This window comes from Corynebacterium sp. AOP36-E1-14 (assembly GCF_052377495.1).
Taxonomy (GTDB): Bacteria; Actinomycetota; Actinomycetes; order Mycobacteriales; family Mycobacteriaceae; genus Corynebacterium.
In genome coordinates this window covers 1-15,587 of record NZ_JBQSWV010000004.1, presented here as the reverse complement: position 1 = coordinate 15,587, position 15,587 = coordinate 1, and the positions used below count along the sequence as shown (strand labels likewise).

15 protein-coding genes are annotated in these 15,587 nt (G+C 67.1%); 12 read left to right on the top strand and 3 right to left on the bottom strand.

Features of this window, described 5'->3' with window-relative positions:
* The first annotated feature begins 54 nt into the window (after positions 1-54).
* The 6 genes from ACT3TD_RS02850 to ACT3TD_RS02825 all read left to right on the top strand — a co-directional run bounded on the left by ACT3TD_RS02850 (position 55) and on the right by ACT3TD_RS02825 (position 7,295).
* On the top strand, positions 55-2,253 hold the full coding sequence (locus ACT3TD_RS02850; protein WP_301442318.1) for a cytochrome c oxidase assembly protein: 2,199 nt from the start codon (positions 55-57) through the stop codon (positions 2,251-2,253).
* A gap of 216 nt (positions 2,254-2,469) precedes the next feature.
* Positions 2,470-3,054, top strand: coding sequence for a single-stranded DNA-binding protein (locus tag ACT3TD_RS02845; RefSeq protein ID WP_301442319.1), 585 nt, complete (start codon positions 2,470-2,472; stop codon positions 3,052-3,054).
* Positions 3,055-3,088: 34 nt separating this feature from the next.
* Positions 3,089-4,018: a hypothetical protein gene (locus ACT3TD_RS02840; protein ID WP_441579070.1), complete on the top strand. Its 930-nt coding sequence runs from the start codon at positions 3,089-3,091 to the stop codon at positions 4,016-4,018.
* Between the two features lie 230 nt (positions 4,019-4,248).
* Positions 4,249-5,919 (top strand): energy-dependent translational throttle protein EttA, encoded by a 1,671-nt coding sequence (gene ettA, locus ACT3TD_RS02835; RefSeq protein WP_301442321.1) that lies wholly within the window; start codon positions 4,249-4,251, stop codon positions 5,917-5,919.
* Positions 5,920-6,033: 114 nt separating this feature from the next.
* Positions 6,034-6,537, top strand: a complete 504-nt coding sequence (locus ACT3TD_RS02830; protein WP_301442322.1) for an acyl-CoA thioesterase — start codon at positions 6,034-6,036, stop codon at positions 6,535-6,537.
* A gap of 29 nt (positions 6,538-6,566) precedes the next feature.
* Positions 6,567-7,295 (top strand): hypothetical protein, encoded by a 729-nt coding sequence (locus ACT3TD_RS02825; protein WP_301442323.1) that lies wholly within the window; start codon positions 6,567-6,569, stop codon positions 7,293-7,295.
* Between the two features lie 21 nt (positions 7,296-7,316).
* Here the strand turns inward: ACT3TD_RS02825 and ACT3TD_RS02820 are convergent, their stop codons facing one another.
* Together ACT3TD_RS02820 and pepN are read right to left on the bottom strand one after the other, a co-directional pair.
* Positions 7,317-7,706, bottom strand: coding sequence for a globin (locus ACT3TD_RS02820; protein ID WP_301442324.1), 390 nt, complete (start codon positions 7,704-7,706; stop codon positions 7,317-7,319).
* Complete coding sequence (gene pepN / locus ACT3TD_RS02815; RefSeq protein WP_441579068.1) at positions 7,706-10,387, bottom strand: aminopeptidase N; 2,682 nt, start codon at positions 10,385-10,387, stop codon at positions 7,706-7,708. The genes ACT3TD_RS02820 and pepN overlap by 1 nt, the downstream gene beginning before the upstream one ends.
* Before the next feature lie 124 nt (positions 10,388-10,511).
* Between pepN and ACT3TD_RS02810 the strand changes: the two genes are divergently transcribed.
* From ACT3TD_RS02810 to ACT3TD_RS02795, 4 genes are all read left to right on the top strand, one after another.
* A complete protein-coding gene (locus ACT3TD_RS02810) occupies positions 10,512-11,153 on the top strand; it encodes a mycothiol-dependent nitroreductase Rv2466c family protein (protein ID WP_301442326.1) in 642 nt (213 codons plus the stop codon).
* Positions 11,154-11,338: 185 nt separating this feature from the next.
* Positions 11,339-11,563 carry a hypothetical protein gene (locus ACT3TD_RS02805; RefSeq protein ID WP_301442327.1) on the top strand — a complete coding sequence of 75 codons (225 nt, stop codon included), beginning with the start codon at positions 11,339-11,341 and terminating at the stop codon, positions 11,561-11,563.
* 3 nt (positions 11,564-11,566) lie between these two features.
* Positions 11,567-11,797 (top strand): hypothetical protein, encoded by a 231-nt coding sequence (locus ACT3TD_RS02800; protein WP_301442328.1) that lies wholly within the window; start codon positions 11,567-11,569, stop codon positions 11,795-11,797.
* A 204-nt stretch (positions 11,798-12,001) separates the two neighbouring features.
* Positions 12,002-12,478 carry a ribose-5-phosphate isomerase gene (locus ACT3TD_RS02795; protein WP_441582289.1) on the top strand — a complete coding sequence of 159 codons (477 nt, stop codon included), beginning with the start codon at positions 12,002-12,004 and terminating at the stop codon, positions 12,476-12,478.
* Here the strand turns inward: ACT3TD_RS02795 and ACT3TD_RS02790 are convergent, their stop codons facing one another.
* A complete protein-coding gene (locus ACT3TD_RS02790) occupies positions 12,479-12,739 on the bottom strand; it encodes a hypothetical protein (RefSeq protein WP_301444172.1) in 261 nt (86 codons plus the stop codon).
* 263 nt (positions 12,740-13,002) lie between these two features.
* Between ACT3TD_RS02790 and ACT3TD_RS02785 the strand changes: the two genes are divergently transcribed.
* Together ACT3TD_RS02785 and ACT3TD_RS02780 are read left to right on the top strand one after the other, a co-directional pair.
* Complete coding sequence (locus tag ACT3TD_RS02785; protein ID WP_301444171.1) at positions 13,003-14,763, top strand: pyruvate dehydrogenase; 1,761 nt, start codon at positions 13,003-13,005, stop codon at positions 14,761-14,763.
* 443 nt (positions 14,764-15,206) lie between these two features.
* The coding region (locus tag ACT3TD_RS02780) for a hypothetical protein (RefSeq protein ID WP_444614807.1) at positions 15,207-15,587 on the top strand (381 nt) is incomplete at its 3' end.

The following is a 15,587-nucleotide window of genomic DNA, read 5'->3' as shown; positions in this document are numbered from 1 at the left end:
AGGCCACGGACACGGAATCGGGGTACAGGGGTCACGGCTAGTAACGTTCAGGGCATGTCCGACGCGGCCACCGCCACCGAATCAGTCAGCGGATCCCCGACAGGGGATCCGCAACGTCCGTCCCGCCCCTCCCGTCCTGCCGGACGGATCGGCTCGCCAGTCGCCATCTACGTCATCGCCGCCGTCATGGCCGGGCTCGTCGCCGCCGTCATCAGCGACGCCTTCCTCGGCCAGTCGCTCGCGGCGCTCGGCATCAGCGACCCCGGTCCCGTCACATCCTGGGGCGTGCCGTTGGTGCGGGGGACGGGCACCGTCCTGGCGTGCCTCGGCGTCGGCTCATTCCTCATGAGCGCCTTCGGCGCGCAACCGGGGAAGGACGGCTACCTCGGCCTCGACGGCTACCGGGCGTCCCGCACGGGCACCTGGGCGATGGCCGGCTGGGCGTTGTGCGCCCTGCTGCTGGTCCCGCTGTACCTGTCCGACCTCTCCGGCCAGCCGCTGAAGGACACGCTGCGTCCCGACATGTGGGGTGTCGCGATCGCGCAGGTCTCCACCGCCAAGGCGATGCTCTGGATCGCCGGCATCGCCGGCGCGGTCGCCGTGCTGTCCCTGTTGACCAGGCGGTGGATCTGGCAACCGGTGTTCTTCGTCCTCTCGGTGGCGTCGTTGATCCCGATCGCCCTCGAGGGGCACTCCGCCGCCGGCGGCAACCACGACTACGGCGTGAACTCGCTGCTGTGGCACATCATCCTGTCGGCCATCTGGATCGGCGGGCTGATGGCCCTGGTCGCGCACGCCGCGCGACGTGGCCCCTTCCTCGCCGAGATCACCCGGCGCTACAGCTTCGTGGCATTGTGCGCGATCATCGGCATCGCGGCGTCCGGCCTGATCAACGCGGGTATCCGCCTGTCGTTCTCCGAGTGGTTCACCACCGACTACGGCCGTGTGATCGTGGCGAAGGCCGTGCTCACGCTCATCCTGGCCTTCCTCGGCTTCGCCCACCGGCGCTGGACGGTGCCGCAGCTCGAGGCGGCCGAGGCGTCCGGTGTGAAGGCCACCGCCTGGTGGCGGCGTCCCTTCGTCCGTCTGGCGCTGGTTGAGATCTTCGTCATGGCTGCCACGGTCGGCGTCGCGTTGTCGCTGACCCGCATTCCGCCACCCGTCGAGGCCGTCGCCGACATCACCCCGGCCGAGCTGATCATGGGCTTCGACGTCTCCGAACCCTTCAGCCTGGCGGCGGTGCTCACCAACTGGCGCTTCGACCTGGTCTTCGGCACCGTCGCCCTGCTGCTGCAGGCGGTGTACATGTGGGCGTGGATCACGCTGCGACGCCGCGGCGTGGAGTGGAAGACCAGCCGGCTGGTGTGGTGGACGCTGGGTAACCTCGTGCTGATCTTCGTCACCTGCTCCGGACTCGGCATGTACTCCATGGCGATGTTCGCCCCGCACATGCTCCAGCACATGGCGCTGACCATGCTGATCCCGGTGTTCTGGGTGCTCGGCGGTCCGATGACGCTGCTGCTGCGCGCGCTGCGCCCCGCCGGACGCAACGGTCTGCAGGGTCCCCGCGAGTGGCTCGTGGTCTTCATCAACAACCCCGTCTCACGGTTCCTGACGAACCCGATCGTGGCGTCCTTCCAGTTCGTGGTCGGTTTCTACGCGCTGTACCTGTCGGACCTGTTCAGCGACCTGGCCTCCGAGCACGCCGGGCACCTGTTCATGATGACCCACTTCCTGATCTCCGGATACCTCTTCTACTGGGTGGTCATCGGCGTGGACGCCGCGCCGCGCCAGCTCAGCCCGTTCATGAAACTGCTGATGACGCTCGCGTCCATGGCCTTCCACGCCTGGTTCGGCATCGCGATGATGCAGATGGCGCAGCCACTGGCGGAGACCTACTACCTGTCGCTGCAACTGCCCTTCGACGTGGACCTCATGGAGCAGCAGCACACCGGCGGCGCGATCGCCTGGGGGCTCAGCGAGCTTCCCCTGCTACTGGTCAGCACGGCGCACGCGGTGCAGTGGCTGCGCCAGGACCGCAAGGAGGCCGCCCGCTACGACCGCAAGGCCGAGCGCGACAACGACGCCGACCTGGACGCCTACAACTCCATGCTCGCCGGCCTCACGGAAGGACGCGACGACGCCGCGGACGCCTACTACCGCACCGAGTACCGCAGCGAGGAGGTGCAGGGCTACGTGCACTCCGAGAAGGCCAAGCGCGAACAGCGGCACCGCGGCCCCGGCGAGTCCTAGCAGGTCACGGAATTCGCAGGGAGGCTGTGGACAACTTCCGTCCGGAACCGGCGGGGTTGTCCACAGGCGGTGAGAGGGTCGTTGACCCGGCGTGGGGACGCTGTGGATGATGGTCCCACCGGGGAAACGAGGTGGGGGACGGCTCCACCGACCACCGGGAGGCGGCCGGGGGCCGCCGCACAACCCGGGGGAGACCGGGGGAGGAGCGTGCCGGAGATGGCGCTACAGCAGATGTCCGTGACCATGACAGGCTTCGCCGCGACGCACCCGCAGCGGCACAACAACGTCAACAGGCTCGTCACCTTCCGCATGGCGTCCACGCCGAGCTGGAACGACAACGGGGAATGGAAGGACTCCGGCACCCTGTTCATCGACGTGCAGTGCTGGGGACGCCTCGGCCAGAACGTGCTGCAGAGCGTGGTGAAGGGCGCGCCGCTGGTCATCACCGGCCGGATGACGTCCTACACCTACGCCCCGGAGAACGCCCGCACGAACAACGAGGGCAAGGAGATCCTCCATACCCTCTGGCGGGTCTCCGCCTCCAACATCGGCCTGGACCTGAGCCACTCGCCGTCGACCTGGTCGCGGCTTGACCGCGTCAAGGAACCACAGACGCAGGACGCACCGGCGGACGCGGCGGCATCGAAGTCACCGTCGGAGAGCCTCGGCGGCTACGCGGCCGTCGGTGCCTCCGGCGCGTCCGGCGAGTCCGGTACTGACGGGGATGCAGGCACCGACGGCGACTCGGCACCGGTCGACGACTTCGTCGCCGCCGCCGGCGACGCGGAGCCCTCCTTCTGACCGTCCGGGGACGCGTGGCCTGAAGGTCGAGGAGGTGGCAATCATCAGGTTCATGACGACGAGCGAACTGCGTCGGACCAAGACACCGAAGAAGATTCGGGCGGCGGTCCGGGACGGGGAAATCTTCCGCCTCGCCCAGGGGATCTACTGCGACGAGGAGCCGGACGACAGGACGGTTCTCGTCGCGCTCCATGAACTCCGGGGGCTGGTGTACACGGGGAGTACGGCGATGAGCCTCTACCTCGACCGGCCCTTCCGGTGGCCCGTGGAAGCACGGTGCACGGGTCAGGCGCGTCGCTCAGAGCTCTACTCACTTCGCCGTGGCGTACCGGAGCGGATCCGGACGGCAGGTGGAATCGCACTGGTCAGTCCCCTGCAAGCCGCGCTCGACGCTGAGCTTCCCGACGGCGAACTCCGCGGCTTCATCGCGAACGCCTACCACGGCATCGGTGCGGATAACCTCCTGGAACTGGACCTTGCGTCGCTGGTCAAGGGCAGGAAGCAGGCGGTCGTGTTGCTCGAGGGGACGCCGATCGGTGTAATGAGCAAACTGGAGCGCCGGGCCTTCGAGATCGTGAGTGAGGCGTTGGCGGACCTCCCCGTCACCGTATTGGTCAACCGGATGGTCGGGAACTACTGCTATGACCTCGTAATCCCGGAGGCGCAGGTGGCCGTCGAGATCGACAGTTTCAGGTATCACGCGGCGGAGGGGGAAGGTGTCACGCTGGGGAGCTTCGTCAAGGAGCGGTGGAAGGACAACGAGATCACCCACCACGGCTGGGTGCTGCAGCACTACACCGACGCCTGCATAAGACGGGCGGCCGAGCGCGTCGCCCGAGACATCCGGCGTGCTGTGCTTCCACGAATCAACAGGCAGTCCCCGGCGATTCCCGGGAGTGACGAGGACGCCGTCATGCGGTGGCACCCGGCGGTAGGGTCCACCCGCGGGTACGCGGCGGGTTAGTTTGAGGCAAGGGGTACCAAGTTGGACCTGGGAGCGTTGAGTTGACCAACTCAACGCTCCCAGGTCCAACTTGGTACCCGTCTTCGTCAGAACACCGGGTCCCGCCGAGGCAGGGGAGGGGGTACGCGCATCTTCGGGGAAGCGTGGCGTGGTGGGGTAGGCTCGTCCAACGTATATGCAAGGGCTTCGACGCACAGGCGCACGCAGCCAGGTAAACCGGAGGGAACACATTGGCCGAGTTCATCTACACGATGAAGAACGTACGCAAGGCTCACGGCGAGAAGGTCGTCCTCGACAACGTCACCATGAGCTTCTACCCGGGGGCGAAGATCGGTGTCGTCGGACCCAACGGCGCCGGCAAGTCCTCGCTGCTCAAGATCATGGCCGGCATCGACCAGCCGTCCAACGGTGAGGCGTTCATCGACCCGGGTGCCACCGTCGGCATCCTGCTGCAGGAGCCGCCGCTGAACGAGGAGAAGACCGTCCGCGGCAACGTGGAGGAGGGTCTCGGCGAGATCTTCGAGGTCAAGACCCGTTACGAGGCCATCGCCGAGGAGATGGCCACGAACTACACCGACGAGCTCATGGAGGAGATGACCGAACTCCAGGAGAAGATCGACGCCGCCGACGCCTGGGAGCTCGACTCCAAGATCGAGCAGGCGATGGACGCCCTGCGCTGCCCGGCGCCCGAGGAGATGGTGACCCACCTCTCCGGTGGTGAGCGTCGTCGCGTGGCCATGGCGAAGCTGCTGCTCAGCGAGCCGGACTTGCTGCTGCTGGATGAGCCGACCAACCACCTGGACGCCGAGAGCGTGCTGTGGCTGGAGAACCACCTGGCCAACTACAAGGGCGCGGTCCTGGCCGTCACCCACGACCGCTACTTCCTGGACCATGTCGCGCAGTGGATCTGCGAGGTCGACCGCGGAAAGCTCTTCCCCTACGAGGGCAACTACTCCACCTACCTGGAGACCAAGGCCGAGCGTCTCGAGGTCGCGGGCAAGAAGGACCAGAAGCTGCAGAAGCGCCTCAAGGAGGAGCTGGCGTGGGTCCGCTCCGGGGCGAAGGCACGCCAGGCCAAGAACAAGGCCCGTCTGCAGCGCTACGAGGAGATGGCGGCGGAGGCCGAGCAGTACAAGAAGCTCGACTTCGAGGAGATCCAGATCCCGACTCCGCCGCGCCTGGGCAACCAGGTCGTGGACGTGAAGAACCTGACCAAGGGCTTCGACGGTCGCACGCTGATCAAGGACCTGTCCTTCACCCTGCCGCGTAACGGCATCGTCGGAGTGATCGGCCCGAACGGTGTCGGTAAGTCCACGCTGTTCAAGACCATCGTGGGTCTGGAGCAGCCGGACGCCGGCGAGGTGCAGGTCGGCAAGACCGTGGAGCTGAGCTACGTCGACCAGAACCGGGAGAACATCGACCCGGAGAAGACCGTCTGGCAGATCGTCTCGGAGGGCCTGGACTACATCATCGTCGGCCAGAACGAGATGCCCTCGCGTGCCTACCTGTCTGCCTTCGGATTCAAGGGCGGCGACCAGCAGAAGCCGGCGAAGGTGCTCTCCGGTGGTGAGCGCAACCGCCTGAACCTGGCGCTCACGCTGAAGATCGGCGGCAACCTGATCCTGCTGGATGAGCCGACGAACGACCTGGACGTCGAGACCCTGAGCTCGCTGGAGAACGCCCTGCAGAAGTTCCCGGGCTGTGCGGTGGTCATCTCCCACGACCGTTGGTTCCTGGACCGTACCTGCACCCACATCCTCGCGTGGGAGGGCAACTTCGCCGAGGGCCAGTGGTTCTGGTTCGAGGGCAACTTCGAGGACTACGAGAAGAACAAGGTCGAGCGACTCGGTGCGGACGCCGCCCGACCCACCCGGGTAACACATCGCCGGCTTTCCCGATAGAATCCTCTACGAGACAAAACAGGACAACTGCGGTTCCCGCTTCTCGGGCGGACCGTTCAGGCGGGGCCTCAGCGTCACATGCTGGGGCCCCGCCCTCGTAAGGAGAAGACTTCGATGCCTTTCGTTGACCACGAGGCCACCGGTGCCCGCTACCACAGCACACGGGTGAACCTCCGCTGGTCTGACTTCGACCAGTTCCAGCACGTCAACAATGCGGCGTACCTGGAGTTCTCGCAGGACGCGCGGATCGACTTCGTGCGCGACGTCCTCACGGAGATCGACATGTCGATCCCGGCGTTCGTGGTCCGGTGGGCGTCGGTGGACTACCAGAAGTCCGTGTCGTCCAGCGAGGTCGCGGTGGTGGTGGAGTCGTTCATCTTCCAGGTGGGCGTGAAGTCGTTCAAGATGCGCCAGTACATCCGCAACGGCCAGCACCGTCTGGTGGCGGTGGTGGACACGGTGAACGTGGGCGTGGACCCGATGTCCGGCAAGACCAGGGAGTGGACGGAACACGACCTGAAGGTCATCGACACCTTCCTCATCCCGCTGAACGAGGAGGAGGCCGCGGTCGACGGCACGCGCGACGGCGGCACCGTGGTCGGCGGGCGCCAGCGCTAGCCGGCGGGCGGACCGATACCCTGGCAGTCATGGTGCTCAACTTCCCCGGCTCCTCGCAGGACGCCCAGCTCACCCTGACCCTCACCCGCCCGGCGGACGTGCAGGCCGCCGCGCTGCGCCGCACGGCGGCCGTGGCGTCCCGCGTGCTGCGCATGGACACCGGCGCGATGGCGCGGGTGGTGCAGGTCGGCGACGAGATGTCGGACGTGATCTTCTCCACGCCGCTGGGGTGCATCGTCGCCGAGCGGATCCACGCGGTGCCCTCGGTGCCGGACGCGGTGGTGCTGGCTGAGCCCGTGCCGCGGCTGCTCGCCGGGGTGGTGGAGAGCCCCACGCGTGGGACGGTGAGTCTCGGCGGGGTGGTGTCGTTGCTGTGGACGGGGACTGCGCCGCCGGCGACGGGGTTCCGGTTGATCGACACGGTCCCGGCCGCCGACGTGCGCTCCCTGTTCGAGGGCATGCAGCGCGAGGCGGACGAGCACTCCGGGCCGGCGGGGTTGCCGCCGTCGCTGCTGGACCAGCCGCTGCTGCGTCTGACCGGTGATGCAGACGATGCCGGGGCGGTGGAGATCGCCGGACGCGTCGTCGCGGCGTTGGGGGCCCTGGGCCTGGTGGTGGAGCCGCGCCGCGAGGACCTGCGCGCCCACGACCTGATCCGGGTGAGCGCGACAGGCTCGTGGATCCGTATCGACGCGTTGTTCGGCACCGCCTACGTGCCGCGCCCGGGCGGGCTGGCGCGCATCCCGTCGCCGCGCTAGCGGCGTCCTGCAGCTCGTCTACTACAGCTTGTTGACGAGCATGTCGGCCACGCGGACCATGTGCTCCCACATCGCCGCGCGCGGGGCCTCGGGAAGGTCCTCGTCGCTGACGGTGTCCAGGGCGTTGCCCATGAGCACCAGCCAGCGCTCGCGGGCGGCGGCGTCGATGGGGAAGTGCATGTGGCGCATGCGCAGGCGCGGGTGGCCGCGGTGCTCGGTGAACGTCTGCGGCCCGCCCCAGTACTGCACGAGGAACCACCGCAGGCGGTCCTCGGCGCCGGCCAGGTCGTCGGCGGGGTACATGGGACCGAGGATGTCGTCGTCGGGGATCTGCCGGTAGAACTCGTGCACGATCCGGCGGAAGATCTCCTCGCCGCCGACGGCCTCGTAGAAGCTGCTGGGTTGAGTCATCAGCGGGCGTCGAAGGCCCGGGCCGTGGCGGCGCGGTCGGCGCGCGACAGGCCCTCGGACAGGACGCGGCGCAGGCCGGCCGGGGTGGACTCGTCGGCGGCGGTGGAGCGCAGGTCGTCGGCGACGTCCTCGTAGCCGGCCCAGGAGGGGAACAGCCCGTCGAGGGTGCGCAGCGCCATCTCGGACGACAGGTTCTCCCACATCTCCACGGCACGCTGCACGTACTCCGGGCCGAAGGGGGAGAGCAGCTCGCCCTGGCCGACGTGGGTCAGCCCGCCCATCATGAAGCGCAGCTCCAGGTTGCCGAGCTCACGCCCGTTGAGGGTGATGGCGTTCCAGGCGTTGCGCTTGACCTCGATGTCGGGGCGGGCGATGCGAGCCTTCATGGCGTTCATGCGTCCGGACGACGACAGGTCGGCCTGCTCCTCGTCCTCGACGAGTTCGGCGGCGTCCTCGTCGGGCAGCACGTCGACGGCGCCGACGAGGGCGGTGATCAGGCGCCAGCGCAGGTCCTGGTCCACGGTGAAGCCGGGCAGCAGGTCGCCGGCGGACACGTCGCCGATGCCGAGCAGCCCGGAGATCCAGACGGTCGACTCGGCGTCCTGCGCGGCGTTGGCGTAGGCGCGCACGAACGCCAGGCGTGCCTGGCCCTCGGTGCGTTCGGCACCGGCACGCAGCCCGGCGAGCAGCTGGGCGCGTCCTTCCGGACGCCACGACGGTGCCGCGTAGTTCTCGACGGCGCCGATGGCCTGCGCGAGGATCTGCTCGAGCACGCCGAGCTGCGTCTCCGCCCAGGCGCCGCGCACGACGAGGGCGACGAAGTCACGGGCGCGCATCTGGGCGTTGCGGGTCATCTGCCACGCCGCCGACCAGATCAGCGAGCGGGCCATCGGGTCGGCGATGCCGGCGATGTGCTCCACGGCGGTGGCCAGGGAGTCCTCGTCGAGGGCGAGGAAGCCGTAGGCGAGGTCGTCGTCGTTGACGAGCACCAGGTCGGCCTTCTTCTCGCCGACGAGCTCGGGGACGTCGGTGGACGCCCCGGCGACGTCGGTCTCCACGCGGCGGCGCAGGACGACCGACGCTGCGTCCCCTTCGTCCTGCAGGTCGTAGAGGCCCACCGCGAGGCGGTGGGTGCGGGTCTCGCCGTCGCCCGGGGCGGCGCCGGACTGGGTCACGGCGAAGGAGGAGTAGGTGCCGTCGGTAACCTCCGTCTCCGTGCCGAGGGTGTTGATGCCGGTGGTCTTGAGCCACTGGTCGGCCCAGTCGGACAGGTCGCGCCCGGAGGCCTTCTCCAGTGCACCGAGCAGGTCGTCGAAGGTGGCGTTGCCGAAGGCGTGGTTGACGAAGTGCGCGCGGATGCCGGCGAAGAACGGCTCCAGGCCCACGTAGGCGGCGAGCTGCTTGAGCAGCGAGGCGCCCTTGGCGTAGGTGATGCCGTCGAAGTTGGCGTCGACCTCGACCAGGTCGTTGGCCCCGGAGAACACCGGGTGGGTCGAGGGCAGCTGGTCCTGCGCGTACGCCCAGGACTTCTCCTTGTTCGCGAAGGTCACCCAGGCGGTGTCGTAGGACGTGGCGTGGGTCTGCGCCATCGCCGAGGACCAGGTGGCGAAGGACTCGTTGAGCCACAGGTCGTCCCACCAGCGCATCGTCACCAGGTCGCCGAACCACATGTGGGCGAGCTCGTGCAGGATCGTGTCCGCCCGACGCTCGTACTCGTAGTGGCTCGCCGCCGAGCGGAAGACGTACTCGTCGCGGATGGTCACGCAGCCGGCGTTCTCCATCGCGCCCATGTTGTACTCGGGGCAGAAGATCTGGTCGTACTTGTGGAACGGGTAGGCCACCCCGAAGTTCGCCGCGTAGTAGTCGAAGCCGGACTTGGTGACGTCGAACAGGACGTCGGCGTCGAGGTACTCGGCCAGCGACTGGCGCACGAACAGGCCCAGCGGCACGGTGATCTCGCCCTCGGGCACCAGGCGGGTGTCGGTGACGCCGGCGACCTCGGCGGTGGGGGTCAGCGACCCCGTCCACGAGTCGGTGACGTGGTACCAGGGGCCCACGCAGAAGGCGATGAGGTACGTCGACAGCGGGTAGTCCACCACCGCACGGTGGGAGGTCTCCCCGGTCTTCTCGCCGCCGGTGGTGGTGGTCTCCACGGAGTTGTTGGTGACCACGGTCCACGTGGTCGGCGTGTGGACGGTGACCTCGTAGGTGGCCTTGATGTCCGGCTGGTCGAAGCAGGCGAAGACGCGCTTGGCGTCCGCCGCCTCGAACTGGGTGTACATGTACACCTCGCCGTCCGCCGGGTCGAGGAAACGGTGCAGCCCCTCACCGGTGGTGGAGTACAGCGACTCCGCGACGATGGTCAGTTCGTGACGCCCCGCGGTCAGGTCGGTGAGCTGGAGGCCACGGGCCTCGTCGTAGCGACCCTCCCCGTCCCCGGGCAGGGCCAGGGGCAGGATGTCCGCACCGTCCAGGTCGACGGTGGTCACCTCGTCGGCGCGCAGGTCGATGAAGGTGGACCCTGCCGTGGTGGCGGTGAAGGTCACGGTGGTCACCGACGAGAACGTCTTGTGGTCCATGTCCCCGCCCTCGGTGAGGTCGAGGTCGATGGCGTAGTGGACGTCCGTGATCAGGTCCGACCGCTCGGCAGCCTCGGATCGGGTCAGGTTGGTTGAACTCATAGGGGACCACCATAGTCGGCGTGGACCGTCCTGTCCGGACATGGGTCGGTTCGGGGGCGCGTATTCTCAGTGGGGCGATCAACGACATGCATGCCAGGCACACGCCAGACAAGGAGTTGCACACATGAGCACCAGCACCACACCGGTCACCCTGTACTTCGACGCGACCTGTCCCTTCGCCTGGGTGACCAGCAGGTGGATCAAGGAGGTCGAGGCCGTGCGCGACATCGACGTGACCTTCGCCCCGATGAGCCTGGCCGTGCTGAACGAGGGCAAGGACATCCCCGACGAGTACGCCGAGCGCATGACCGCGGCGTGGGGCCCCGCGCTCGTCGCGGCGGCCGTCTACACCCGTGAGCCGGAGAAGGTCGACGCGCTCTACACCGCCCTGGGCACCCGCATCCACGACCAGGGACAGGGAGGACGCACCGGCGACGGTGCCTACGACGACCTCATCGCCGAGGTCCTGGAGGAGGTCGGCCTGTCGGCCGACTACGTCGACGCCGCGCATTCGCGCGGTGACTCGCCGGAGGCCTGGGAGCCGACGTTGCGCAGCTACCAGTCGACGGCGATCGCCAAGGTCGGCGACGACGTGGGCACGCCCGTCGTCGAGCTGGACGGACGGGCGTTCTTCGGCCCGGTGCTCACCCGGGTGCCTCGCTCGGAGGAGGCGGGGAAGATCTTCGACGCTGCGGTGACCCTGGGTAGTTACGAGCACTTCTTCGAGCTGAAGAAGTCCCGCACCGAGGACCCCAGCGCGGAGTAAGTCGCCAGGGGGCCTGCTCTCAGGTACCCCCGGGGGTGGGGCGGTCCGGGAAACGTGTAGTGGTTAGCGTTCCTTGTGGATAGTATCTGCCGTATCGGCAGTTCACGGCGCGGCGCGGTGTCGTCCGGTGCCGAGTAGCTCTCCTCTTCCTTTCCGCACCACCACACACAAGGGGTAAGAACACCATGGGTTCACTTTCAGACTTCACCGACATCATCAGCGAGGTCCTGCAGATCACCCTCGGCCTGATCCGGGGCGATCTCACCGTGCTGAGCACCGAGGGCTCCCTCGAGGGCGTCTTCGACACCAGCAGCGAGTGGGACCTGACCGGTTCGCTGTCCGACATCACCGGCTCGCTGGCCGAGGGTGACGCCATCTCCGGTTCCCTGGGCGACGGCGCAGAGGGCTAGGCCATGCCTGAGATTATCGGGTCCATCTGGGAGTTCATCCAGCTCATCACCGGCATCCTCGGCGGGGACAACTCCGTGCTGAGTACGGACGGCTCGCTTGCCGGTGACGAGACCGCCGGCGAGATCGGCGGCAGCCTCGTCGGCTCCATCGTCGGTTCGCTCGGTATCGAGGACGAGCTGCCGGGAACCTTGCCCCAACTGATCGGCTCCCTGGGCGAGGAAGTCGTTGGCTGAGTGACGTTCCCCCACTCCTCGCCGTAGGGCCGTAGGGGAGGGGCGAACATCGAGCGTGGGATGGCTGAATCATCGGATTCAGCCATCCCACGCTCGATTTCTGTCCCTTCGGCGCACCCCGGGTTGAGGGGTGCCGGTGTTATCCGGGGTGCAACTACCGGTGTTGTCCACTGTCGGGGGCCGCCGTCGGATAAACTCAGGGCCATGCGTATTTACCTCGGTGCTGACCATGCCGGATTCGAGATGAAGAACGTCATTGCGGACCACCTCAAGGAGGAGGGGCACACCGTCATCGACTGTGGCGCCCACACCTTCGACCCTGAGGATGACTACCCCGCGTTCTGCATCGAAGCCGCGCGCAAGACCGTCGACGACAAGGGCTCCCTGGGCATCGTGCTCGGCGGCTCGGGCAACGGTGAGCAGATCGCCGCCAACAAGGTCGTCGGCGCCCGCTGTGCCCTGGCCTGGTCGGTGGAGACCGCCAAGCTGGCCCGCGAGCACAACAACGCCCAGCTGATCGGCATCGGCGGGCGGATGCACTCCGAGGAGGAGGTCCTCGACATCGTCGACGCCTTCATCTCCGAGTCCTGGTCGGGCGTGGATCGCCACCAGCGGCGCATCGAGATCCTCGACACCTACGAGCAGACCGGCCAGACCCCGGGGATCCCGGACGCCAAGTAGTCAGGATGACGTCGGGCCCTCCGGGTCCTGACTCTCCTGTGCCTGACCCTCCTGGGCCCGGCGTTGGCGTCCGGCGTTCCAGTCCTTGACCTCCTGGGAGTCCCAGAGGGTCAGGCCGTGGTGTTTGGCGGCCGGTTCGGGGGCCCGGCCGCGACCTGCGTAGCTGGTGAAGGTGCCGCGGGACGTCCCGGCGTGGTCGGCGCACTCTGAGGCCGTCCACAGCTCGCGACCGCTGTCCGCGTCGATGATGGTGGGCTTCATGGACGCTTACGGTACTTTTCCTTTGACAATTGGGTGGCCTCAACGCCATATCCGACCACCCATGCCGGACAAAGGTGCTGTTGAGGTCATTCTTGCCCCGGGGGCGGCGCATGACGGGGGTAACCGCAAGGCGGAACTTTAGTTATCCACACATGATCGTCCGGGCTGGGCGGGGTGATGAACCTCTCCGTGCAGGGTTGCGCGCACCGGTATAGTGTCGGAGAGGTAGTCAACGACAATTCTCATGTACAGGAGTGGCCCACATGGCTCGCAATTACGCGGAACAGCTCGTCGCAGCCCTGGAGGCTCAGGGCGTTCGTAGAATCTTCGGTCTCGTCGGAGACAGTCTCAACCCGGTGGTGGACGCGGTCAAGCGCAGCAGCATCGAGTGGTTCCACGTGCGTAACGAGGAGGCAGCCGCCTTTGCCGCGGGTGCGGAGTCCGAGGTCACCGGCAACCTCGCGGTCTGCGCCGGCTCCTGCGGTCCCGGAAACACCCACCTGGTGCAGGGGCTCTACGACTCGCACCGCAACGGCGCGAAGGTGCTGGCCATCGCCAGCCACATCCCTTCGCAGTTCATCGGGTCGCACTACTTCCAGGAGACCCACCCGGAGGCGCTCTTCGCCGAGTGCTCCGGCTACTGCGAGATGGTGAACTCCGCGACCCAGGGAGCCACGATCCTGCACCACGCGATTCAGTCGACGATGGCAGGCAACGGTGTGTCCGTCCTCGTCCTGCCGGGCGACATCGCCAGTGACGAGGCGGTGGACTCCCCGCAGCTGGAGTCGGCCATCGCCGCGGAGCGTCCTGCCGTGCACCCGGCCAAGAGCGAACTGGTCGCGCTCGCCGCGGCGATCAACAAGGCCAAGAAGATCACGATCTTCGGCGGCGCGGGCTGCAAGGACGCCCGCGAGGAGGTCTTCGCCCTGGCGGAGAAGATCAAGGCCCCGGTCGGCCACGCCTACGGTGGCAAGGAGTACCTGCACTACGACAATCCCTACGACGTGGGCATGTCCGGCCTGCTGGGCTACGGTGCCTGCTCGGAGGCCTTCGACGAGGCCGACCTGCTGATCCTGCTGGGCACGGACTTCCCGTACACCGAGTTCCTCCCGCGCGACACCGACACCGCGCAGGTGGACATCAAGGGCCGCAACATCGGACGCCGCACCACGGTGAAGTACCCGGTCACCGGTGACGTCGCCGCGACGATCGAGGACCTGCTGCCGTTGCTCGACGAGAAGGACGACTCGTCCTTCCTGTCCTCGATGCTCGCCGCGCAGGAGAAGAACCTGCGCCACGTCATCGACGCCTACACGAAGAACATCGAGAAGCACGTCCCGCTGCACCCGGAGTACGTCTCCTACGTGCTCGACGAGCTCGCCGACGACGATGCGGTCTTCACCGCCGACACCGGCATGTGCAATGTGTGGCACGCCCGCTACGTGACGCCGACCGCCAACCGCAAGCTGCTGGCGTCCTTCCGGCACGGGACGATGGCCAATGCTCTGCCGCAGGCCATCGGTGCGGCCGAGGCCGTGGAGGGCAAGCGTCAGGTCGTGGCGATGTGCGGCGACGGTGGCCTGGGCATGCTCATGGGTGAGCTGCTCACCCTGAAGCTGCACCAGGTGCCGCTCAAGGCGATCGTGTACAACAACTCCACCCTGGGCATGGTGAAGCTGGAGATGCTTGTGGCCGGCATGCCCGACTTCGGCACCGACCACGAGAAGGTCAATTACGCCGACATTGCCGAAGCATGCGGCATCAAGTCCTTCCGCATCGAGGATCCGAAGGACGTCCGCCCGGTGCTCGCCGAGGCGCTCGCCTACGACGGTCCGGTGGTCGTCGACGTGGTCACCGACCCGAACGCACTGTCCATCCCGCCGGAGATCTCGCTGGAGCAGGTCGCCGGTTTCGCCCGCGCGGCCACCCGCACCGTGCTCGAGGGCGGCGTGGGCAAGATGTTCACCATGGCGAAGTCGAACCTGCGCAACGTGCCGCGCCCGTCCGGCTTCAAGGGCCTGTAGGACGCCGAAAACCCCCTTCCGACTCTGGTCGGAGGGGGTTTCTCCGTGGAGGGAATGACTGGAATCGATCCCGCGTCTCTAGCGTGGAAGGCTGGCCCTCGCGTGCACTCTCTAGGGGCCGGGGCCGACGTTGCAAGTCGTGCGGGCTGGAGGATGATCTTCGCGTCGACCAGATCGGCCACCTGAGCGCTGTCGCCGTTGGTCGCGGTTCAGGCAGCGTCAGCCTGGTGGTACTGGTTGAGTTGCTGGGCCATGCAGTCGTATCAGCCTTTTGGGTTTTCACGGCTTCGTCGTCATCCGCATCCACCGCGCGGCGGGGATAGGGGGAGTGTCGCTCGCTGTGTTTTCCGCGAGGATCGCCGACCTTAACCTGAGTAAATTCTGTGCGCAGACATGGTTTGACATATGATGTACTAATGACGTTGAGGAAACTAGCCACCGCTGTGGCCACCACACTCGCCATGCTCACCCTCGCCGCATGCGGAGGGGATACTGAAGCAGAAGAGGTCACCCGTACAGGCGCGGCTTCGACAACGACCACGTCAGAATCTGCCAATTCATGGACGGAGTATGACCCCGGTCCAGGACGCATCGCCCAGGACCCGGTGATAGATGGCGTCTACACGGCTGACGAGCGTGATGCTGCTGGCGAGGTTGAATGGCGGCTCTCCAATGTTCGGTTGGACGGAGCGCTTTCGGAAGGCGACATCATCCGGTACGCACGGAACATCTGCTGGGGAATGGACAGCGGTAACACGACGCTGTTAGAGCAGATGCAGGAACTTTTCGATCCAGACGGCATACTTCCCAACTTCATGCTGCCC